General features: G+C 31.4%; 20 protein-coding genes and 1 tRNA gene. 8 read left to right on the top strand and 13 right to left on the bottom strand.

Annotation, left to right across the window (positions count from 1 at the left end; all coding sequences use genetic code 11):
- The first annotated feature begins 104 nt into the window (after positions 1-104).
- Both BN2665_RS03550 and BN2665_RS03545 read left to right on the top strand, forming a co-directional pair.
- Positions 105-1,157 (top strand): YkvI family membrane protein, encoded by a 1,053-nt coding sequence (locus BN2665_RS03550; protein ID WP_154674859.1) that lies wholly within the window; start codon positions 105-107, stop codon positions 1,155-1,157.
- A gap of 50 nt (positions 1,158-1,207) precedes the next feature.
- On the top strand, positions 1,208-2,101 hold the full coding sequence (locus tag BN2665_RS03545; RefSeq protein WP_242865894.1) for a radical SAM protein: 894 nt from the start codon (positions 1,208-1,210) through the stop codon (positions 2,099-2,101).
- Between the two features lie 273 nt (positions 2,102-2,374).
- Here BN2665_RS03545 and BN2665_RS03540 read toward each other — a convergent pair whose 3' ends face one another.
- The 6 genes from BN2665_RS03540 to BN2665_RS03520 form a co-directional block, all read right to left on the bottom strand.
- Complete coding sequence (locus BN2665_RS03540) at positions 2,375-3,979, bottom strand: IS1182 family transposase (RefSeq protein WP_055665736.1); 1,605 nt, start codon at positions 3,977-3,979, stop codon at positions 2,375-2,377.
- A 183-nt stretch (positions 3,980-4,162) separates the two neighbouring features.
- On the bottom strand, positions 4,163-5,560 hold the full coding sequence (locus BN2665_RS03535; protein ID WP_055665735.1) for an Ig-like domain-containing protein: 1,398 nt from the start codon (positions 5,558-5,560) through the stop codon (positions 4,163-4,165).
- Between the two features lie 30 nt (positions 5,561-5,590).
- The gene (locus BN2665_RS03530) at positions 5,591-6,616 is read right to left on the bottom strand and encodes an Ig-like domain-containing protein (RefSeq protein WP_055665734.1); all 1,026 of its coding nucleotides are present in this window, start codon (positions 6,614-6,616) and stop codon (positions 5,591-5,593) included.
- A 302-nt stretch (positions 6,617-6,918) separates the two neighbouring features.
- Positions 6,919-7,047, bottom strand: coding sequence for a hypothetical protein (locus tag BN2665_RS27705; RefSeq protein WP_278335845.1), 129 nt, complete (start codon positions 7,045-7,047; stop codon positions 6,919-6,921).
- 152 nt (positions 7,048-7,199) lie between these two features.
- The gene (locus BN2665_RS26625; RefSeq protein ID WP_055665733.1) at positions 7,200-7,439 is read right to left on the bottom strand and encodes a hypothetical protein; all 240 of its coding nucleotides are present in this window, start codon (positions 7,437-7,439) and stop codon (positions 7,200-7,202) included.
- 21 nt (positions 7,440-7,460) lie between these two features.
- Positions 7,461-7,700, bottom strand: a complete 240-nt coding sequence (locus BN2665_RS03520; protein ID WP_055665732.1) for a hypothetical protein — start codon at positions 7,698-7,700, stop codon at positions 7,461-7,463.
- A gap of 208 nt (positions 7,701-7,908) precedes the next feature.
- On the opposite strand from BN2665_RS03520, the gene BN2665_RS03515 reads away from it, so the two are divergent.
- Both BN2665_RS03515 and BN2665_RS03510 read left to right on the top strand, forming a co-directional pair.
- Positions 7,909-8,289, top strand: coding sequence for a hypothetical protein (locus BN2665_RS03515; protein ID WP_055665731.1), 381 nt, complete (start codon positions 7,909-7,911; stop codon positions 8,287-8,289).
- A gap of 76 nt (positions 8,290-8,365) precedes the next feature.
- Complete coding sequence (locus tag BN2665_RS03510) at positions 8,366-8,704, top strand: hypothetical protein (RefSeq protein WP_055665730.1); 339 nt, start codon at positions 8,366-8,368, stop codon at positions 8,702-8,704.
- Between the two features lie 135 nt (positions 8,705-8,839).
- Here the strand turns inward: BN2665_RS03510 and BN2665_RS03505 are convergent, their stop codons facing one another.
- Positions 8,840-9,688, bottom strand: coding sequence for a PhzF family phenazine biosynthesis protein (locus BN2665_RS03505; protein ID WP_055665729.1), 849 nt, complete (start codon positions 9,686-9,688; stop codon positions 8,840-8,842).
- Between the two features lie 212 nt (positions 9,689-9,900).
- Here BN2665_RS03505 and BN2665_RS03500 point away from each other — a divergent pair, with 212 nt between their 5' ends.
- Complete coding sequence (locus BN2665_RS03500) at positions 9,901-10,206, top strand: DUF1259 domain-containing protein (RefSeq protein ID WP_055665728.1); 306 nt, start codon at positions 9,901-9,903, stop codon at positions 10,204-10,206.
- Positions 10,207-10,662: 456 nt separating this feature from the next.
- Here the strand turns inward: BN2665_RS03500 and BN2665_RS03495 are convergent, their stop codons facing one another.
- Together BN2665_RS03495 and BN2665_RS03490 are read right to left on the bottom strand one after the other, a co-directional pair.
- On the bottom strand, positions 10,663-11,664 hold the full coding sequence (locus BN2665_RS03495) for a GGGtGRT protein (RefSeq protein WP_055665727.1): 1,002 nt from the start codon (positions 11,662-11,664) through the stop codon (positions 10,663-10,665).
- Positions 11,665-11,687: 23 nt separating this feature from the next.
- Positions 11,688-12,380 carry an iron-sulfur cluster assembly scaffold protein gene (locus BN2665_RS03490; RefSeq protein ID WP_055665726.1) on the bottom strand — a complete coding sequence of 231 codons (693 nt, stop codon included), beginning with the start codon at positions 12,378-12,380 and terminating at the stop codon, positions 11,688-11,690.
- 302 nt (positions 12,381-12,682) lie between these two features.
- Between BN2665_RS03490 and BN2665_RS03485 the strand changes: the two genes are divergently transcribed.
- Positions 12,683-12,769: transfer RNA gene (locus BN2665_RS03485), tRNA-Leu, on the top strand.
- A 200-nt stretch (positions 12,770-12,969) separates the two neighbouring features.
- On the opposite strand, the gene BN2665_RS03480 is transcribed toward BN2665_RS03485, so the two are convergent.
- From BN2665_RS03480 to BN2665_RS03470, 4 genes are all read right to left on the bottom strand, one after another.
- Positions 12,970-13,386, bottom strand: a complete 417-nt coding sequence (locus BN2665_RS03480; protein ID WP_055665725.1) for a putative ABC transporter permease — start codon at positions 13,384-13,386, stop codon at positions 12,970-12,972.
- 51 nt (positions 13,387-13,437) lie between these two features.
- Complete coding sequence (locus BN2665_RS03475; RefSeq protein WP_055665724.1) at positions 13,438-13,728, bottom strand: hypothetical protein; 291 nt, start codon at positions 13,726-13,728, stop codon at positions 13,438-13,440.
- A 131-nt stretch (positions 13,729-13,859) separates the two neighbouring features.
- On the bottom strand, positions 13,860-13,985 hold the full coding sequence (locus tag BN2665_RS26855; RefSeq protein WP_278335847.1) for a CPC_1213 family protein: 126 nt from the start codon (positions 13,983-13,985) through the stop codon (positions 13,860-13,862).
- Between the two features lie 348 nt (positions 13,986-14,333).
- Positions 14,334-14,846, bottom strand: coding sequence for an N-acetylmuramoyl-L-alanine amidase (locus BN2665_RS03470; RefSeq protein WP_055665723.1), 513 nt, complete (start codon positions 14,844-14,846; stop codon positions 14,334-14,336).
- A 153-nt stretch (positions 14,847-14,999) separates the two neighbouring features.
- Between BN2665_RS03470 and BN2665_RS03465 the strand changes: the two genes are divergently transcribed.
- Positions 15,000-15,476, top strand: coding sequence for a DUF4883 family protein (locus BN2665_RS03465; RefSeq protein ID WP_055665722.1), 477 nt, complete (start codon positions 15,000-15,002; stop codon positions 15,474-15,476).
- Between the two features lie 223 nt (positions 15,477-15,699).
- A complete protein-coding gene (locus tag BN2665_RS03460) occupies positions 15,700-20,571 on the top strand; it encodes a nucleotidyl transferase family protein (protein ID WP_055665721.1) in 4,872 nt (1,623 codons plus the stop codon).
- Positions 20,572-20,575: the final 4 nt, after the last annotated feature.

Raw genomic sequence — 20,575 nt, 5'->3', positions numbered from 1 at the left:
AACTCTATATAAATATAATAGTAATTTTAATAATTCACGATGTTAGTAAAATACTTTCTCTTAAATTGTGAATTTTAAATTGAGAATTAAATACAGAGGTGGTAATATTGAAGAAAAATTTCCTAAGCATTTTGAAGGTAGCAGCAGTATTTATTGGAACCATTGTAGGTGCAGGACTTGCCTCGGGAAGAGAAATTACACAATTTTTTACCCTATATGGTTTTAAGAGCTTTATAGGCATAATAATTTGTGGTGGAATCTACATATATGCTGGCTCCATAATATCAAAGATAAGCATAAAATATAATTTAAAATCTTATAACGAGCTAATAACTCTAGTAAGTCCTGGCTTTCTTGGTGTACTTATAGACTTTATAACTGGTTTCTTTTTAGTAAGCAGCTCCGCCATAATATTAGCCGCTAGTGGTGCTTTGCTTAAGCAATATTTTGGCGTATCCATATGGGTAGGAATCATAATCATGGTATGTTTTTCTATTCTTACTCTTATGAAAGAAACAGAAGGGCTAATAGGTATAAACTCCTTTATTGTTCCCTGCTTAATCATAACTCTACTTATAATTTTTATGTTATATGTTTTTTTCTATAATGATAGTATCACAATTTCTTATCTTTCAAATATACCCTCGGATAAAAAGTATTGGTTATTATCTGCCCTTTTATATGCAGGCTTTAACATCCTTTGCTGTAGTGGTGTACTTGTCCCTTTAAGCAGTGAAATAAAAGATGAGAACATATTAAAAAAAGGAATAGCCTTAGGCTCCTTAGGGCTGACTATATTATGTGTATTTATAAATGCTATGCTATTACTTAATAAGCCTTATATAACCCTTTATGAAATACCACTTTTATATATAGCCAACAGATTCGGAGCTTCCATTCAAATAGCACTACTAGCTGTTATATGGCTAGAAATGTTTTCTACGGAAGTTTCAAATATTTATAGTATCAGCCAGACTATGAAGCAGTCTTTTAATTTAAGCTTTAGAAAATCTATGCTAATTATATTAGCTATTGCGATACCAATATCTCAAATTGGTTTTTCTACTTTGATTTCTGTATTATACCCTGCTTTCGGTGCTGTGAGCCTAGTTTTTCTAGGTCAATGCATTTACTTTTACTATAAGAATTTTAAGTAGTATAATATAAACATATGCATTCATATAGGGAAACAAATGAGGTGGAAAAATTGGACTTAAAAAGTTGTACATTATGCCCTAGAAACTGCCAAATTGATAGGACAAATAATTCCGTTGGTTTTTGCAGAGCTGGCCTATATCCTAAAGTGGCTAGAGCTGAGCTTCATGCTTGGGAAGAGCCTTGTATTTCCGGCACTAAGGGATCAGGAACTGTATTTTTTTCTTCTTGCAATTTAAGATGCGTCTTTTGCCAAAATCATTGTATAAGTCAAGAAGATGTGGGAAAAGAAATTACTATAGAAAGATTAAGTGAAATATTTTTAGAACTTAAAGCTAAAGGAGCTCATAACATAAACTTGGTTACCCCTACTCATTATGCTCCCCAGATTAAAGCTGCACTTTTATTAGCTAAGGAAGAGGGATTGAATATACCAGTAATCTATAATACTAATTCTTACGAAAACCTAGACACCATTAAAAGCCTTCAGGGTTTAATAGATATATATGTACCCGATTTAAAATATTTCGATGATAGATATGCCCTAAAATACTCTAAGGTTAATAACTATTTTGAAAAGGCTATTTTAGCCATAGAAGAGATGTATAAGCAGGTAGGTGAATCAAGCTTTGATAAAGAGGGTTTGATAACAAAAGGAGTTATCATCCGCCATTTGATGCTGCCTGGTCTTCTCTTTGATTCAAAAAAGGTTATAGACTATATATATAACACCTATGGTGACAAAGTTTATATAAGCATAATGAATCAGTATACCCCTTTAAATAAAGCAAAGGATTATGCTGAAATCAATAAAACTTTAAACCCTAAGCATTACGATGCCTTAATAGATTATGCCTTATCACTTGGAGTAACAAAGGGTTTTATACAAGATTCTGGAACTTCCTCTAAGGAGTTTGTACCTGATTTTGGACTACAAGGAGTTTAAAAAAGTGCAGAGCATTTTTTAATTCACATTTTACATTTCACAATTCACAATTAGGGTGGCTTTTTCTCCGCTATTCTACGAAAAATCTATAATTTAAAAAGTAAAGGGAGTGTCGCAAAACTACTTTAAAAAGTAGTTTGCTCCACTCCTTTTTTGTATTCAGATAAAAATCGATTATAAAAACAGGGCCATTACTCCAAGTTTTCATGAATTCTTGATTTTTTGACGCACTTAAATAAGCCTAACACTTTTTTGAGAAATTTTGTCTTACTCTTAGGCTATTTTTGCTTCATGAAGATGTTTTTTGCACCTATCATTTTGTATTTTTGAATGCAATTTATTTATATTGAAACCAAAACAAAGAAGAAGGAACTCATTTTTAACACCATTTTTGCCACGTGTTAAGAAACGATTGAATTGGTAGTCATTTTTTAGTACTCCAAAAGCTCCTTCTACTTGAATTGAACGGTTTATCCTTAACATAATACCCTCTGAGGATGTTATGTTTTCAAGGGATATCTGACGCTTTGCTACAAATGTTTTAGATACCTGCATTTTCCTATTTCCTCGTGCTTTTGTACATTTTGCTTTAAACTGGCAGTTACTGCAATCTTCACATTCATAAACAGTTGTCTCTGAACTATAGCCAGTAGCTGAAGTTCTATGGGCTATACCTATCTTTTTCAAATGCTTCCCATTATGGCAGGTATACTCATCTTTTTCTTCGTTATAGGTCATATTTTCACGCTTGCTAATATCCTTCTTAAAGCTTTTCTTCTTCCACTTTTCATAGGTCTGAGGTTTTATGTAGTATTTTTGCCCTTGATTTTCTAGGTAAATATAATTCTCTTCACTTTCATAACCAGAATCAGCAATTATATTTTTATATTTAACTCCTAAGTTTGATTTCATATCATCTAGAAATGGTATTAGTGTAGTAATATCAGCTCTATCCTGAAATATACCAACACCAGTTACATATTCACTTTCTACTCCTATTTGATCATTATAACCTGGTTTTAGCTGTGAGTTGCGCATATGATCATCTTTCATGTGCATAAAAGTTGCATCATGGTCAGTCTTCGAATAACTATTTCTTCCATTGAATATCCCATTATGCATGTTGTATTTCTCTTGACGCTCATAGTAACATTCTAGCTCCTCTTTGAATTTCTGAAGCTTTGATTTGCGCTTACCAATACCATGAACTAGCTCTATATTTTCTTCATTTATCTTTTGATTAATAAAGTCAAGTACTTTCTTAATATCCTGAGCAGTGTTATCCTTTGCGACAGCAAAGTTTGTCATAAAGCTTAAGTTAACAGCTTCAATGCAAGACTGTATCTTCTCAAACATCTTGCTTTCATTTTTATTAACAACTTTTTTCCATACAAAAGTGTAGCGATTAGCATTTGCTTCAATTTTCGTTCCATCTACAAAAAGATTCTCAAAATTGATTTCTCCTATACTATGAAGATATTGAACTAGCTGATAAAACAAGTCTTCCACTGCTTCTGATAAATATTCTTTTCTAAACCTAGCAATTGTAGCGTGATCCGGTGCTTTCGCGCCTTGAAGTAACCACATGAAGTTAATATCCCTTCTGCATGCTGTTTCAATCTTTCTACTCGAATATATGTTGTTTGAATAAGCATATGTTAATACCTTAAATAGGATTTTAGGTTCCACTGCCGGTTTTCTTCCAACGGAAGAGTACGCCTTGTATAATTTTTCGTAATTTAATCCCTCCAATATTTGGCTAAGCAGGCGGACTGAATCATCCTCAGGTATCAACATTTCAAAATCAAATGGAAGAACCAGTTGATAATATCCATTTGATGAAGTATAATTTTTATGTTGATAATTTGGTTTTCGCATACTATAATTATACAACATTTGCGGGGCTTTCGAGCCCCGCATTTTCTATATCTGAAATAAAACAGGGCTGCTACACAGCTAACTATTTAGTTAGTTGTGCAACAGCCCCTTTTACTCTTTTCTTGATTTTATATAAAAAGCACCTAGATTTCTCTAAGTGCCTTGATTTATTTAATATTTTATTTAGTTATTTGGTTGATAGTTTGGATTCTTAATCATTTGTTCCACTATTTCTAGTAAATCGCCATCATCTATCTTACCATTAACAACTACGTCAGTATCATATTTACTAGTGTCGGTATCTTCTGCATTAGCTCCATAATACCATGCATCAATACCTAAATCCAAAAGAGTAAACTCACCATTTCTATTTACATCTGATGTTGTTACTGTAAATTCTTTTTCTCCACAATTTTCTGTTAAGATATCTTTTTCTATAGTTCCATTATCAGCTATACGAGCTTTAGTAACATCTACTTTCCCTGTACCTACTGCTTTAGCTTTAAACTTTAATTTAAGTATAGTCTTGTCTCCATTAATTGCATTGTCTTTTCCTAAACTAGCAATTATAAATCTTAAAGCTCCAGTATTGCTGTCCTTTAATTCTTTAACTACTCTTAAGCCATTAATAACGTCATAGCCTACATATTCAAATAAGTCTTTATTGTAATCTATCTTTATATCTTCTGCACATATGTTAATACCATTATGAAGAACTATATCAGTAGTAAATTCTTGACCTACTCTTAACTTGCTTTGTAATGATTCTACTGTTATAGTTCCATCTTTAGATATTGGATTAACTGTTACATTGCAGGTTGCAGCTAAATTAGTTCCTTCAACTTTAGCAGTAACAACAGCTTGGCCTTCTTTTATAGCTGTTACGTTTCCATTCTCGTCTACAAGTGCTACACTTGGATCACTTGAAGTCCATATAACTTTTTTATTAGTTGCGTTTTCTGGAAGTACTGTAGCAAGCAAAGTATCTGTTTGCCCTGTAATCATATCTAACGATGTCTTATTAAGAGATATCTCCGATGTTGGTATAGATTCTATATTTTTATTATACGGCTTCAATTGCCCATTATCATCTATATCTATAGCATCAATATGGACTTGCTCATTATTAGTGTATGGAACTTCTCTGATTATTTTTACAGAATGTTCTGTATCATCTAATCCATTCACTTCAAATAATAAACATCGCCACACTTCGTCTCCATAGTTACTATATGTATAAGGAACATCGTCTATTAATATTTTTATGGTTTTGCAATACCCTAAATAACGTGTTCCAATTATTCGTAACTTAGTACCTGTGAAATTAAATTCTACGTAAGCTCCTGCGGTATTTAATCTTGTGATTATTCCGTATGTTTCCGTATAACCGTAATTATAAGTATCTGCATTTCCACCTCTAGTTATATTTGAGTCGGTATCGTCATACCTTCTCCAACCTGCTTCTGGAACAGTTAACGCTTGTCCAACAGTAGCAGCCTTAGCTTCCTGAGGGTTAATACCTCCAACCCATGTTAGCAAAGCCAGCACAAAAATAAAAAATATACTAAGCTTCTTTTTCATTCTTTCTCCTCCTTATTTATGTAAAATATCTTACTGTACTTTATATTCATTAACCTCAAAGCTTGAAATCTTATCAAAGATTATATACTCTGTTTTCTTTATAAATGGTGCTATATCTGTTGTCTTAACAAATTCATAGAATGGCTTTCCTGTTCCTGCAACTCTTTGAATATACCAATTTATAAATTTATCTACTTCAACCATGGGTAGATTATATTTCTTAATTTGACCATTAGTCATAGTTATTTCTAAGTTTGCCCAATTAGTTACTGGCTTTGTTACAGTTACATTACAAGTTGCAGTTAAGTTAGTACCATCTGTAGTAGTAGCAGTTATTATTGCTTGGCCTTCTTTTATAGCTACTACATTTCCATTTTCATCTACAAACGCCACACTTGAATCACTTGAAGTCCATGTAACTTTTTTATTAGTTGTATTCTCTGGTAATACTGTAGCTGTTAATTTTTCTGTGGTTCCTTCAAGCATATTCAAAGAAGTTTTATCTAAAGATATTGATTCTGCTATTACTGTTGAAGGATCAACTAAGTATCCTGTATCATCTATATCAAGTGCATCAAAATTAAGGTTGTAACCACTTTGATTATTAGTTAATATAACTGTGTGTAATTTGTTTTCGAGTCCAGTTTTTTCAAATACCATTGCTTGGTATACTGCTGTAGCAGGACTTATATAGGTATTAATATTACCATACTCAATACCATCAATAGTTATGCCTATGTTGTTGGAACTAGTATTAGCTGTAGACATAATAAGTCTTAATTTGGTGCCTACAAATTTAATTTTGATTTTATCATTTAATACAGTAGAAATAGTGGAATAGTTATTATATTTTTTGTCTACATAAGGTCCTACTCCCCATCCTGTTCCAATATACTGTATTTTACTATCCGAATCATCAAATCTCTGCCACCCTTTTTCTGGAGCTATTAATACTTCTCCTATAGTAACAGCTTTAACCTTCTGAGGATTAATACCTCCCACCCATGTTAGCAAAGTCAACATAAAAACTAAAAATAAACTAAATTTCTTTTTCATTCTTTTGTCCCCCTTGTAATTTTTGTACATAAGTATTATATAATTTCTAATTTTGTAATTTCAAGTATTTATTTACTTCATTTTCCCACATTTTATGAGTTATCTTTAAATTATAGTAAATTTTACCTAGAAAGAGTTTATTGAGATTAAAAAAGCACTTGGCATCCTAATATAAAAGGCTAGACAATTACTTATAAAAATTATTAAATCTACAATTTATATTTTATTACCTTTTTAAGTCTCAATTTCCGCTTTTCGTTCAGAGATCGTTCGCTACTTTTGATTCATTGTAATGTATTTTCCTATATTTTAGCATTTAACAACTTAGCTATAGCCTCCACTGTTTCATCCCTCTTATCACATGCAGCACTCTTACTCATATGTAAGGCGAATCCTATAGCCTCAAAACTTTTCTTTTCTTTATATTTCATTGCTACTAAATCCTTATATTCTTTACCTAAGAGCTTTATCGCATACTCTATATCTGCTATTTCCTTTTTTATCTCTCTTACTTTGACTTTTAATTTTAAAGAGTATTTTATGATATCTTTAAGCTATCTCTCCAGCTTTTCAATCTGCCTTATCATTTCCTTTTCTGCATAACTAGATCCTGAGGAAGAGTTTTGTACTCGTTCCTTATATATGTGATTGATCTAGATTCTTCTTCTAAGAAGATATTCATTTCAGCTATATCTTGCCTTATCTTATTCTCTTGCTCTTCCAATACATTTGCTTTATGTTCTAGCTTGTCTATTTCAATAAGACTTCTAAAGTATCTATATAGTCTTCCCTCTGTCTTCCTAAATAGCTCTTTATCTATCATGTAATTCCTCCTTAATTGGTCTTAATGGCTATTATTTTTCTGCTTAAAGCTCTGTATAGAAACCATAAATTTGTTTAAAAGGATTTCTTCTCTTGCTATATCCTTGATTAATCTATCTCTATTAAAGCAATCTTTTTCCTCCTGAAGCTTATTTTTCTTGTATCTTATAGTCGCTTGTAAGCTATGCTTTATTGCGTACATATCCTTTAGCTCTAAGCTAAACATTTCATCTCCTACCATGTCTTTTATTACTTTACTCACTTTATAATCTTCCTTATATCTCCACGATATCTTTTTATATCTATAGGTTAAATTTATCTTAAATTGCTAATTCTCTTCAAAATTATTATTAGATATTTGAACTTTAATTTTTTTTTTAATTTTTTTAAAAATTGTATTGAAAGTTTCCATTTTATGTGTTATCCTTATTTTGTAAGAAAAAACAAATATATATAAAGGAGTTGTTATTATGAAAAAAAACCTTAAAATCCTATGTCTTTCACTATTACTAGTTCTAGTTGGTGTAGTAGGCTCCCCTCAAAAGGTCCAAGCTGGTCCTTTAGCTTGTCCTGTTAATGGTCAATATCATGTTCCTAACAACACAAGAATTTCCACTGTTACTGTTAAAATTAATAGTACTAATTATCTTGGTACTCTTTGGAAATGTGATTGCGGTGCCGAAGTAATAGGTTGCGATTATGGTGGCGGCTCTTATACTTATCCATCGCTATGTGACTTAAAACAATCTCCTGGTTATCCTTATCTTCCTGGTAGCTATACTTATTATGTTCCTAGAAGTTTATCCTACGTATATTATGGAACACCTTCAGATTGGATAAACGTTCGCTAAAACTATAGACTCCTATTAATCGGATGTTATTCTTATTTGGTAAAAATAAATAAATTTATGCGAAGGAGTTGTTATTATGAAAAAAAATCTTAAAATCTTATGCCTATCACTGTTATTAGTTTTGGTTGGCGTAGTAGGCTCTCCGCAAAAAGTCCAAGCTGGTCCTATAGTTTGCAATGTTAATGGACAGTATCATATTTCTACCAGAAGCAACTTAGTTAAAGTTAAAATTAATGGAACTATTTACAATGGTACTTTGTGGACATGCGACTGTGGTAGTCAAGTAATAACATCAGATGCGAACAGATATTGTTATCCATCACAATGTTCAATTGGCTATTCAGGTGGATATTCATATTATATTCCTTCAGCAACATATGCAGGTGTACCATCAACTTGGTATAATATTCATTAAGAAACATAAATATAGCTCCGAGTAATTGGAGCTATATTTTTTGTTTATAAACCTTTCATGCACATTATATTTGGATTGCGCAATAAAAAATCGCAAATTCAATCTCTTGAATAATGCGATTTTTTACGTTTATTATTATAGTAAAATAGTTCCCTTTGCCAAAATAACTACCTCTCCAGACACTAATATTTCTTTTTCAGAAATGCTCATAGAAACCTTAATTTTACTAGGTCTGCCGACAAATCTTCCTTGATTTATTATAATCTCATGACCTACATTAAAAATATTATGCTTATATAAATATGCACCTAATGGTCCAGCTGCACTTCCTGTTGCAACATCCTCAACGCTTCCTTGATTATCCCAGGTCCGTCCTTCTATATAATTCACATCAAATATATAAGCAAATTTAGCACCTACTTCTTTTAACATTTCTTCAAATTTAGAACTAATTATTTTTGCATTCTCTATTCCTGAAGTTAATGGTACTAATAAGTATGGTAACCCTGTTGATACAACTTCCATAGGAAATTCTTCGCTTAAATTCTCTTCTGACAAGTTCAATGCATGTACATATTTATTTCTCTTCTCTTTTGAAACTTCACAGAGGAATTCCGCTTTTCCTTGATTCATTTGTACTTCATAATACTCCTCTATCTTTTTTGAATTAACTATAATTGTTTTTTGATTTAATTGAAATGTAATTGCTATATCTTCTTCATTTCTAAAAATATGACTATGAATAGTAGCAGCTGCTCCCAAAATAGGATGCCCCGCAAAATCCAATTCTTCATCTACTGTAAAAATTCTTGCATTAAATATACTCTCATCTATTCTTCTCACAAAAATTGTTTCAAATTGCTTAAACTCTTGTGTTAATTTCAACATAAGATTATCTTCTAATTCCTCATTACAAAAAACAACAGTTAATCCATTGCCAGATAAAATTTCATTGCTAAAAACATCAACATGAAAATATTCCATTTTAATTCCTCCTTATATAAAAAATATAATTAACATTTATTTTACCTAAAATTATAACATATAGTGTAAATACCGCATTATTCAGTTTTCAAAGAACATTATTCGTATTTTAAATCTAAAAGTTACGTCGCCTTTTTTTCAAATTAAATCGTAGTCCAAGTAAACTTAGCATATTATAAATATGTAGTTAGTATTTACGTGAAGGTTTTTTAATGTCTTATAATCTTTGTAAACAATTTGCTCAGATACTTAACATCAATATTATGGAATCAAAAGATGGTTTATGTACCGTTATATTCTCAAGAGATAATCTAAAGATAAATATTTTAGGGAGTCCTAGCACCTCTGGACTAACTTTGGCCGCTATGTTCTCCTATGAATCCGCGGATCAACAGGGTTGTACATTAAACCTAGGAGAAACTGTCATTCTTCCTAGCGAAATTTATAATTTTTCTTCTATGCTCCAAAGTCAAGGTATAATTGTAACGGCTTTGCATAATCATTGGTTATTATATTGAGCCGACCTATTTAATTTAACAAAGTACAGGAATAAATATAACAGTAGCTCCTGTTGCAACTATGGCAATTATCAAGAATATGCCGATTCCTATTAATACACCCTCCATTACTCTTCATAATTCTTTAAAAAGATATTACCCTCTTGAATTAGCTTTATTTTAAGTTTTTCCCCATTATATTCTGCTGATATATCTTTACCATATTAAAGCGCACTAAATGCCAACATAAATTCTACTGGCTTCTATACTAATGTCCATTCTTTAGATAAATTTAGAACAATGGAGCAACTAAAGAAAGAAATTGAAAAAATAAAATAATTTTTTTATTAAAATTTGTGTATTACGAGTGTATATTACTTGTGTATTTCGCGTGTATTATCAGTGAATTTTTGCTTATTTTTTATAAAGTTTTGAAAAATAAAAGACCTCTGAAAAATCAGAGGTTTAAAGATATTTTTACTTATTCATAGCTTCTTCTATAGCAACAGCTATAGCAACAGTCATACCAACCATCGGGTTGTTTCCTGCTCCTATAAGTCCCATCATTTCAACGTGAGCTGGAACAGATGAAGAACCTGCAAATTGAGCATCAGAGTGCATTCTTCCCATAGTATCTGTCATACCATAAGAAGCTGGACCTGCTGCCATGTTGTCTGGGTGAAGAGTTCTTCCTGTACCACCACCAGATGCTACTGAGAAGTATTTTTTACCCATTTCAACACATTCTTTTTTGTATGTTCCTGCTACTGGATGTTGGAATCTTGTTGGGTTTGTTGAGTTTCCTGTTATAGAAACGTCAACGCCTTCATGGTGCATTATTGCAACACCTTCTCTAACATCATCTGCTCCGTAGCATTTAACCTTTGCTCTTGCTCCCTTTGAGTAAGGAACTTCTTGAACTATTTCTAATTTTCCTGTATAGTAGTCAAACTTAGTTTGAACGTATGTAAATCCGTTTATTCTTGAAATTATCATAGCTGCATCTTTACCGAGACCATTTAATATAACCTTTAATGGCTCTTTTCTAACCTTGTTAGCTTTTTCAGCTATTTTTATAGCACCTTCTGCTGCTGCAAAGGATTCGTGTCCTGCTAAGAAAGCAAAGCATTTAGTTTCTTCTCTTAATAACATTGCTCCTAGGTTACCATGTCCTATACCAACTTTTCTGTCATCTGCTACAGAACCTGGTATACAGAAAGCTTGTAATCCCTCTCCTATAGCTTCAGCAGCATCAGCAGCTTTTTTGCAGCCTTTCTTTATAGCTATAGCAGCACCTACTATATATGCCCAGCAAGCATTTTCAAATGCTATTGGTTGAGTGCTCTTTACTATATTATAAGCATCTACTCCCTTTTCGTCGCAGATAGCTTTAGCTTCTTCTAAGGAACTAATACCATATTTATTTAATACTGGTGTAATCTGATCTATTCTTCTTTCAAAACTTTCAAATAATGCCATGTTAGCTCTCCTCCTCACCTTAATTATTCATGTCTTGGGTCTATAACTTTAACGGCCTCATCAAATCTTCCGTATTGGCTAGTAGCTTTTTCTAAAGCTTCATTTGCATCTGTTCCTTTAGCTACCATCTCCATCATTTTTCCTAAATGAACAAATCTATATCCTATTATTTGATCTTCTGCATCTAAAGCTATCTTAGTTACATATCCTTCAGCCATTTCTAAGTATCTTGGTCCTTTTGCTAAAGTTCCATACATTGTACCAACTTGGCTTCTTAGACCCTTTCCTAAGTCCTCTAATCCTGCTCCTACTGGTAGTCCACCTTCTGAGAAAGCAGTTTGAGTTCTTCCATAAACTATTTGTAGGAATAATTCTCTCATAGCTGTATTTATAGCATCACATACTAAGTCTGTGTTTAATGCTTCTAATATAGTTTTTCCTGGTAGTATTTCTGAAGCCATAGCAGCAGAGTGAGTCATACCAGAACATCCTATAGTCTCAACAAGAGCTTCTTGAATAACTCCATCCTTAACGTTTAGAGTCAATTTACAGGCTCCTTGTTGTGGCGCACACCAGCCCACACCGTGAGTTAGTCCTGATATATCTTTTATTTCTTTAGCTTGTACCCACTTTCCCTCTTGTGGAATTGGTGCTGAACCATGATTTGGTCCTTTTGCAATAGAACACATATGTTGTACTTCTGTTGAATAAATCATATTCTTTCTCCTCCCTATATTAATGAAATTCAGCTCGCCATAAGCAGAGCTGTACTTTGTAGCAACTTTAAGCTTTTTAGTTATGCTTTGCATATATTTTAACAAAAACTACAAAATACTTTGAAGGGATTTTTTATGTCCCACGTGGTCATTTTATGTATAACCAACAAATCTATTTTAGCAAATATAAACTATACTAACAATATGTTTATGATGAAAATTTGTATAAATTTATGATTTTTTTCTAAAAAATATAGTTGCACCCTAACAAATTATATGATATTATATTCCTTGTCAGATATGCCGGTGTGATGGAATTGGCAGACGTAGTGGACTCAAAATCCACCGGTGGCAACACCGTGCCGGTTCGAGTCCGGCCACCGGCACCAAAGAAAAAAGCCTATAAATCGTATTTCTATGCGATTCATAGGCTTTTTTCTTTTTTACAAATAGGTACTCTTTAAAATATATTATACATATAAACAAAATTAACCATTGGAATAAAAAATACCAATGGTTACTTAACTAATCTTGTCAATAGCTACATGTTTTTCTATAGTAGCTAAACCTTTTCCTTTTTCTACTTTCATCATAGACTTTTAAGTCCACTTTCCACCAGAAGTAAAGTATCATGAATCTTTTCGAATATCAACCCTAAGGTAAACCATACAGGTATATATCTCAAAGTTATTATTCCGTTAATTGACAATGGCTCATCTGCATAGTTCCAAGGACAGACACCTAATATTTCTCTTAACAATAATCCACATATAAGTTCTACAAAATATATAAGAACCATATAAACACCTCCCCTTAAAAAAATTGAAAGGTGCCTTATCCTGTTATGAACGGGCTCTAATAAAATCGCAAGGCCATATACGGGAAACATCCAAATATAAGTATAACCTGTGAGTTTTATATCGCCCTTTAGCATAGATGATAAACCAGTCCATAAAACTTCTGCGCAAAACCCTAAAAGTCCATATATAATAAATCTTCTTCTCATGGAACTAGTTTCATCATTTAGTTTGCAAAATATACTATAGATATTTTAAAGTTAGTTCTTTTGATTATTCATATGGTTATTTAATGTAGAAATTAAATCATGGGTAAAATTAGCTCCTCTACTTATTAATAGTCCTGTAAAAATCGTGCCTAGATAAGGTACTCTCATAGGTATGCTTAAGGCATGCATTATATCCACCCCCGTACTTAAGGCAATAATTACTCCTACCACTATTGCCCCGATTCTATCCTCAGATACCTTCCCCTTTTGCCAGGTTAATTTTAAGGTTTCCCATATGGCCTCCCCTATACATGCCAAAACAATTATATTTAGAACCTCCATAATAAAATCTCCCAAAATACTCTCTTTAGATACTTATTCAAGAATAATCTATATAATGACAAATCAAAAACATCTAACCTGAAATTTAGATTAGATGTCTTTGCTTCTCTAAGGATTAAATTATAAGTATTTTACTCTAATTCTTTTGCTTTTGGATCGCTGAATACAGCTCTAGCGCTTTCAGCATTAGGATTATGCTTTATATTTTTAGATTTAAATTCTCCATCACTTTTTTTATTATTCTTAGTATTCTTCATTTTTGAATCCACATTTTACACCCCTTTTCAGGTATATTATGTTCAGTTCTGCATTTTTATATGTAATACTATTAAGGCATCTCCAATAAAATTATAGAGAATATACTTCATTAGTTGTCTCTTAGATAATATAAAACAAAAAAAGATACTGGTGGGGGATACCAATATCTTTTCGTACTAAAGGGGTTATATAAATAAGGGGTTAAATCTATATTTCAATATCAAATTTATTAGCTTCTGTTTATATATTTAATATACCATATTTTTCTCGAAAAATGTATTAATATTTTGTTAAGTTTTTTAATATCTTTTAAATAGTTGCTTAAATCCTTTAAAATTTTGTCTATTCTACTTACCTATCTTACTATTAATTCCTTTAATTATAGCATTTACTATAGAATCTGAATTATATAAATACATATCATCCTTGGAATCGACAAAAGCTATTTCCATTAATATTCCAATAGCCTTAGTGTTTTTTAACACATATAATCTATTGCCGTCTTTAACTCCTCTATTATAAAATCCCAGACCAACTATCTCAGTCAATATCTTTTCTCCTAAAGCTCTCCCCTCTTCTGATAAAGCAAATATTTCAGTGCCACTTTCTCCCCCAGAATTAAAATGTATGGAAATAAAATAATCTATATTATTTTGATTAGCTATAAGCACTCTCTTATATAAGGAATCTCCTAAATTCGATGCGGAGGACGGAGTACAATTTACTACAGTATGGCCTAAATTTCTTAATCTTTCCATGAGTTTAATTCCTACCTCTTTAGTAAGTTCATCCTCTTTTCTTATACCCTGCGCACCTATATCGTAGGCTACATTATGGCCTATATCTACTCCAAACTTCAAATAGCACCACCCCCAAAACTCATATTTATTATGAGTTAATATTATTATAAAATATTTTATTCATAGTACAAGCCATATGTTCTAATAACCATGGAATATTTTTATTTTTATAAACATATTTTATTTTGAAATCATATTTTAAGGGGTCTGAAGATGAATAAGAAAAAGTGTTTATTTACCTTGATAATAATACTATTAATATCTTTAAGTGGCTGTAAAAAAGAATGGATAGATTCACCTATAAAAAATAAAAAGCCTACTACTTTCTATTACACTGCACAATTATCTCAACTTATAAATGAAAATACTGTAGAAGTTACACTTTTTGAAACAAATTTAAATAAGGACGTAGAAGTATCAAAGGAAAATAAGGAAACTCTATATAAATTTATATCTAATCTTAAAAAAGAAAACTTTCTATCTCCCAAGGAAGATCCATCTAAAAAAATAAAATATAAGCTCTTTATTAAGCTAAATAATGAAAAAAAATATGTAATTAACATATTTGATGAAATTCATATATCAGTTCACCCTTGGGATGGTGTTTATTCAACGGATAATATAACCATGGAGGGTATTCCAACAGCATATAACTTATATAATTTATGTGAATTTATTTTAAATAAATAACTTATGAAAGGCTAATTAATAGATAAACAACTTCAACCAATAATTTATACATGCCTTATAATGCCATGAAGATTGGCATTTTAGAAAATGTATAAATTAAGTTTACGTAATGTTTATCTATAGCTATTAGCTCTTTTTTTATTGCTTATAACCCCTATAAAACCACAGGCATAAATAGTATAATTTTATTATATGCTTATATTGCAGTTAGGGGGTTTAAGTAATGGAAACCGTATTTAATGATAATATTCACTCAAAAGTTTCTAGAAAATTACTCAGCATACGCTGGTTAAACAAGTGGGGTATTGAAAAATCTTTTATGGAAGAAAAAGTAAGAAGTAAAGATTTTATAGATAATTTAAATTATATGATTTTCTCAAAGGATTATAGTTGTAAGGCCGCATTTGAATTATGTAAAGAAATTATTTTAGGCTTATGCCAATTAAATTTATCCAAGGATGAGATTCCTGAAGATTGGATAAAGTACATATACAATTATACTTTACACAAATCTTTCCCTGAAGCTATTACATTAGACTTAAATCCAAAGCTAAATAGTGTTTGCGAAGTATACTTAAGAGTGTTAAGGGTGACTTGTGATATACAAAAAAACGGTGGCGACAGTAGTTTTCAAAGTAAATATCCTCTTCATTTTTTAACTAATGAAGAAGCAGCGGACTTAGAAAGCATGGAAGAATACTCAAAATTCTTAAAAGCCTTTAAGCAGGACTACATATACGAAATGATGAAGTTAAACTATGAAATTACCGGTTTTAATACTCTAGAGCATGTATGTGGTGTTCATTATCTTTCCCTGTATATAGCTAGGCAATTAAAACAAATAGGTATACAGGTTGATTTAGGGAGAGTATCAGGAGCTGCCGCCGGCCATGATATAGGCAAATTTGGTTGTAAAGTAAGTGAATTAAAAAGGGTTCCTTATCTGCACTACTATTATTCAGACCAATGGTTCAAAAAATACGGTATTAATTATATTCGAAATATCGCTATAAATCATTCTACTTGGGATCTTGAGCTAGAAAATCTCTCAATTGAAAGCTTAATATTAATTTATTCAGACTTTAGAGTTAAAAATAGAAGAACTCTTAAGGGTGAAGAAATGCACATATTTTCCTTAAAGGATTCCTTTGATGTAATACTTCAAAAGCTTGATAACCTAGATGATAAAAAAGAGAAAAGATATAAAAGAGTTTATGCTAAGCTTAAAGACTTTGAAGATTATTTAATAAGCTTGAATGTGATAACAGAAATAGATGAAACTCCTAAAGTAAATACTATAGGTTTTATAAACACTCCTAATTATTCCATAATGCAGGGTGAAGAGGTAATCCAGCATCTAAAATATTTAGCCATCAGCCATAATATAAATCTTATGCATTTATTAAGAGATGAATATTCCTTGGATGTTATATTGGAAACCGCAAGAAGTGAAAAGGATTGGAAAAACTTAAGGGAATACATTAGGATTTTCGAAGAGTATTCTACCTATTTAACTCAAAGGCAGAAATTACAGACAATAAAGTTCTTATTTGAAAATCTTACCCATCCTGAGGATGATATAAGGAGGCATTCAGCCGAAATCATAGGAACTTTAATAGCCTTATTCGATGAAGATTATAGAAAGGAACTGCCTGAAAAAGTTGAAATTGAAGAAGCTAATATTAACAGTTTTGAACTATTTAAAGAATATATTGAACTTTTATTATTTCCTAGTCATAAAATAATATCCTCCCATAGAAACTGGCTTGGCTATAGCTTAAGCATCCTTTGTAATTCTTTATTTACTAGTTGTAAAGATAAGCAAAGATTAAATTATAGAAAAGTTCTTTTAGAGTATTTTGATGTTCAGATATATAAAGGTTCTGATATGCAATTATATTTATTAGATAGTGCAAAGTATATTCCTCTAGAGGAGGATGAGGCTTTAACTCCTCTATATCAATTTATAGTCTCCATGCTTTCAAAGAGAAATTCAACATTAAGATTAGCCGCTTTAGAAGTATCCATAATCCTTTGCAGAAAGCTACAAAATACCGGTTATCTTTTATCAGAAGTTAAAAGATATCTTAACTATGTGAATTTTAAAAGCAATATACCTGCTGAAAATATGCTAAGATATGAACTGGCTTCCGTACTTATGGATACAGAGCTTCAAGAAAAATACAAAAACTGGCTTAACATGGATGAAATCAAGCTATCTGAAATATTTTTAAGCAATTTAAAGACCGCTACAGAATGGGTTAAAAAGAAGCATCAAGTTTCACTGTTACTTCATTATGTGGTAAACAATAATATAGGTAACGCTTTACATGCTGCTATACACTTTTGTAACCTTTTAAAAGTAAGTGCCGTAGAAAGTGTAAGGCATCAAGCGGGCTCTGCCATATTAAGTATAATGCCTAAGCTTTCTTCTTCCGAAAGAAATGAAGTAGCTATAGAACTTCTTAGGGCCCTTGAAATAGAAGGTCATAAATTTACAGAATATATACCTAAATATCTAGGTCAAGTTTTACTATTCCTTGCCCCTAAGGAGTTAGATGAGATTATTGACGATTTAACCTATAAAATTAAAATATCAAAACCTTCAGTAAAAACTCTAATATTAAAAACTGTTGGTGTCATGGCGGAGTATTATAGCAATTACAATAGAGATGATGAAGTGCGCTATGAAAGTAGATTAATAAATATTTTAGGAATACTTTTAAATGGTTTAGGTGATTACAATCCTCAGGTTAATCAAGCAGCCTTCGGGGCTATAGGTAAGGTTATTTTTGGCTCGAAAACCTTATCTCTAGAAGAAAAGATGAATATATTTAGGCTTATTGCCAAAAAATTATTGACATTAGTAGCAGAGGATCATAGCAACGAATTGTTATTTCTATCTAACGCTGCCGGATTAAATCACATTTATAGATTTATTTCTGATTATAGCTTTTTTAAAGAAGGAATTAGTTTACCTGTTCCTGAAAAAATAGCTTTTTTCCCAGGAACCTTTGATCCATATTCTCTAAGTCATATGGAGATATCTAGACGTATAAGAAATTTAGATTTTGAAGTATACATGGCTGTTGATGAATTTTCTTGGTCTAAAAAGACCCTTCCAAATTTATTAAGGAAAAATATATTAAGTATGTCCATAGCCAGCGAATTAAATATGTTTATTTATCCTGAAAACTTTCCAACTAACATAGCTAATAAAGAAGATTTAAAAACCTTAAAGAATAATTTTAAAAATTCAGAGGTCTATATGGTAGTTGGTAGTGATGTGGTAATTAATGCTAGTGCCTATAAGGAGAAGAAATCTAAAGATTCTATTCATAGCTTTTCACATATAATATTTGAAAGAGGAAAAGCAAAGCATTTAGAAAAAGCTATAAAAAATATAGAAGGTAATATTGAGATCCTAACCCTACCTTTAAAATATACAGATATAAGTTCTACTCAAATAAGAAACTATATTGATGAAAATAGGGATATATCAAGCTTAATTGATCCATTAGCCCAACAATATATATATGATAATGGTTTCTATCAAAGAGAACCTTTAGATAAGGCAACTTTGAAATCAGTATATTGGGAAACGGAAATAATCAACAAGCTAGATAAAAATTTATTGTCACTGCTTTGTAAGCAAGTAGATCAATGTGATGAAAAATTAAAAGGAAATATAGAAAGTGTGTTTTTAAAACCCTCTGGAAGAGTAATACTGCTAAAAGACAGCAGCACTAAAGAAATACTTGGATTCTCTCTATTTCATTGGACTAGATCTAGCATGCTCTTTGAGGAAATCAGAGAAGTTAGTGTGGCAGAGTACATTAGAGAAAATAGTTTAGGCAGAATTTTATTGATAGATGGCTTATATATAAAAAATATTGATAGAAACAAAAATCTTGAGCAAATTTTATTGACCGAAACTCTGGCCTTCTGTATTTCTAGAGATTATGAATATGCCCTCTTTAAGAATTCTATACCTAAATTATGCTCACCCTATTTCAGTGAGCTCTTAAAGGCCTATGGCTTTCAGCAAATTAACTACGGAGGATACTCCTCTAACCTATGGCTTGTAAATATGAGTACTCCTTGCGTTATAAATCTTGATTTAGAAAACTTAATTAAAGAACCTTTTAGAAGCAATAATAAGGTAAAAAGCATTATAAGCTCCTCTAGGCTTAAGCTGCAAAAGGCATTATGTAACCTATTTCCAGGACAGCTTGTACTTCCTTTTGACAGCAATATGCTTCATCAAGGCTTAATTAAAAAAATCTGTGCTGAAAATGAAGTGCCTAGCACCTCTATAGCACCTAGAACTTTAGGAAAGGCTATGTGCGTTCCTTATGGCGATATACTAGATAGATATATTATTCCTAATACTGTTACAAAAGCACTGCATACTGAAAAATATTTCGATACAGATATGAAATCTTTCAGTATTGGTGAATTCCCTCACTATATGAATTTAGAAAATCAAATTAAAATGCTTAAGTCTTTTAACAAGCCCATAATACTAGTAGATAATATTCTACACAAAGGTTATAGAATGAAAGCCTTAGATCCCCTATTTAAGGAGGAAGATCTAAAGGTACAAAAAATAATAGTGGCTATACTTTCTGCTCGTGGTAAGGACTTAATGGATTATCAAAACAGAAAGGTAGAAAGTGTATATTTTATTCCTAGACTTAAGATATGGTTCAATGAAAATGCATTATATCCTTTTATTGGTGGAGATGCCCTTTGGAGAGGCAAGTTTCCTGAAAGAAACTTACTTCCTTCAATAAATTTAATTATGCCCTATACTTCGCCAAACTTCATAAGAGGTGCATCCAATACAGCTTTATTCGATTTATCTAAAACCTGTATTGAAAATGCTATAGATATATTAACTACCTTAGAAAGCGAATTTCATTTTATGAATGAAAGGAATCTTACCCTTTCCTCCTTAGGTCAGGTGTTTACCATTCCAAGATGTCCTGATCATGGCAGGGATATTAAATACGATTTAAATCTAAATGCCTCTCATTATTTGAGAAATGATTTAGAGCTACTAAACAGACTAGAAAACATAATAAGGAGATAGAAAG

This window comes from Desnuesiella massiliensis (assembly GCF_001403615.1).
Classification (GTDB): domain Bacteria; phylum Bacillota; class Clostridia; order Clostridiales; family Clostridiaceae; genus Desnuesiella; species Desnuesiella massiliensis.
The sequence above is the reverse complement of the archived record's forward strand: the minus strand, read 5'-3'. Positions and strand labels throughout refer to the sequence as shown.

What these genes read in the sequence shown, in the direction of transcription:
- BN2665_RS03540 (WP_055665736.1), bottom strand. Translation starts at nt 3,979, where the DNA reads ATGCGAAAACCAAATTATCAACATAAAAATTATACTTCATCAAATGGA.
- BN2665_RS03535 (WP_055665735.1), bottom strand. Translation starts at nt 5,560, where the DNA reads ATGAAAAAGAAGCTTAGTATATTTTTTATTTTTGTGCTGGCTTTGCTA.
- BN2665_RS03530 (WP_055665734.1), bottom strand. Translation starts at nt 6,616, where the DNA reads ATGAAAAAGAAATTTAGTTTATTTTTAGTTTTTATGTTGACTTTGCTA.
- BN2665_RS27705 (WP_278335845.1), bottom strand. Translation starts at nt 7,047, where the DNA reads ATGAAATATAAAGAAAAGAAAAGTTTTGAGGCTATAGGATTCGCCTTA.
- BN2665_RS26625 (WP_055665733.1), bottom strand. Translation starts at nt 7,439, where the DNA reads ATGATAGATAAAGAGCTATTTAGGAAGACAGAGGGAAGACTATATAGA.
- BN2665_RS03515 (WP_055665731.1), top strand. Translation starts at nt 7,909, where the DNA reads ATGAAAAAAAACCTTAAAATCCTATGTCTTTCACTATTACTAGTTCTA.
- BN2665_RS03510 (WP_055665730.1), top strand. Translation starts at nt 8,366, where the DNA reads ATGAAAAAAAATCTTAAAATCTTATGCCTATCACTGTTATTAGTTTTG.
- BN2665_RS03505 (WP_055665729.1), bottom strand. Translation starts at nt 9,688, where the DNA reads ATGGAATATTTTCATGTTGATGTTTTTAGCAATGAAATTTTATCTGGC.
- BN2665_RS03500 (WP_055665728.1), top strand. Translation starts at nt 9,901, where the DNA reads ATGTCTTATAATCTTTGTAAACAATTTGCTCAGATACTTAACATCAAT.
- BN2665_RS03495 (WP_055665727.1), bottom strand. Translation starts at nt 11,664, where the DNA reads ATGGCATTATTTGAAAGTTTTGAAAGAAGAATAGATCAGATTACACCA.
- BN2665_RS03490 (WP_055665726.1), bottom strand. Translation starts at nt 12,380, where the DNA reads ATGATTTATTCAACAGAAGTACAACATATGTGTTCTATTGCAAAAGGA.
- BN2665_RS03480 (WP_055665725.1), bottom strand. Translation starts at nt 13,386, where the DNA reads ATGAGAAGAAGATTTATTATATATGGACTTTTAGGGTTTTGCGCAGAA.
- BN2665_RS03475 (WP_055665724.1), bottom strand. Translation starts at nt 13,728, where the DNA reads ATGGAGGTTCTAAATATAATTGTTTTGGCATGTATAGGGGAGGCCATA.
- BN2665_RS26855 (WP_278335847.1), bottom strand. Translation starts at nt 13,985, where the DNA reads ATGAAGAATACTAAGAATAATAAAAAAAGTGATGGAGAATTTAAATCT.
- BN2665_RS03465 (WP_055665722.1), top strand. Translation starts at nt 15,000, where the DNA reads ATGAATAAGAAAAAGTGTTTATTTACCTTGATAATAATACTATTAATA.
- BN2665_RS03460 (WP_055665721.1), top strand. Translation starts at nt 15,700, where the DNA reads ATGGAAACCGTATTTAATGATAATATTCACTCAAAAGTTTCTAGAAAA.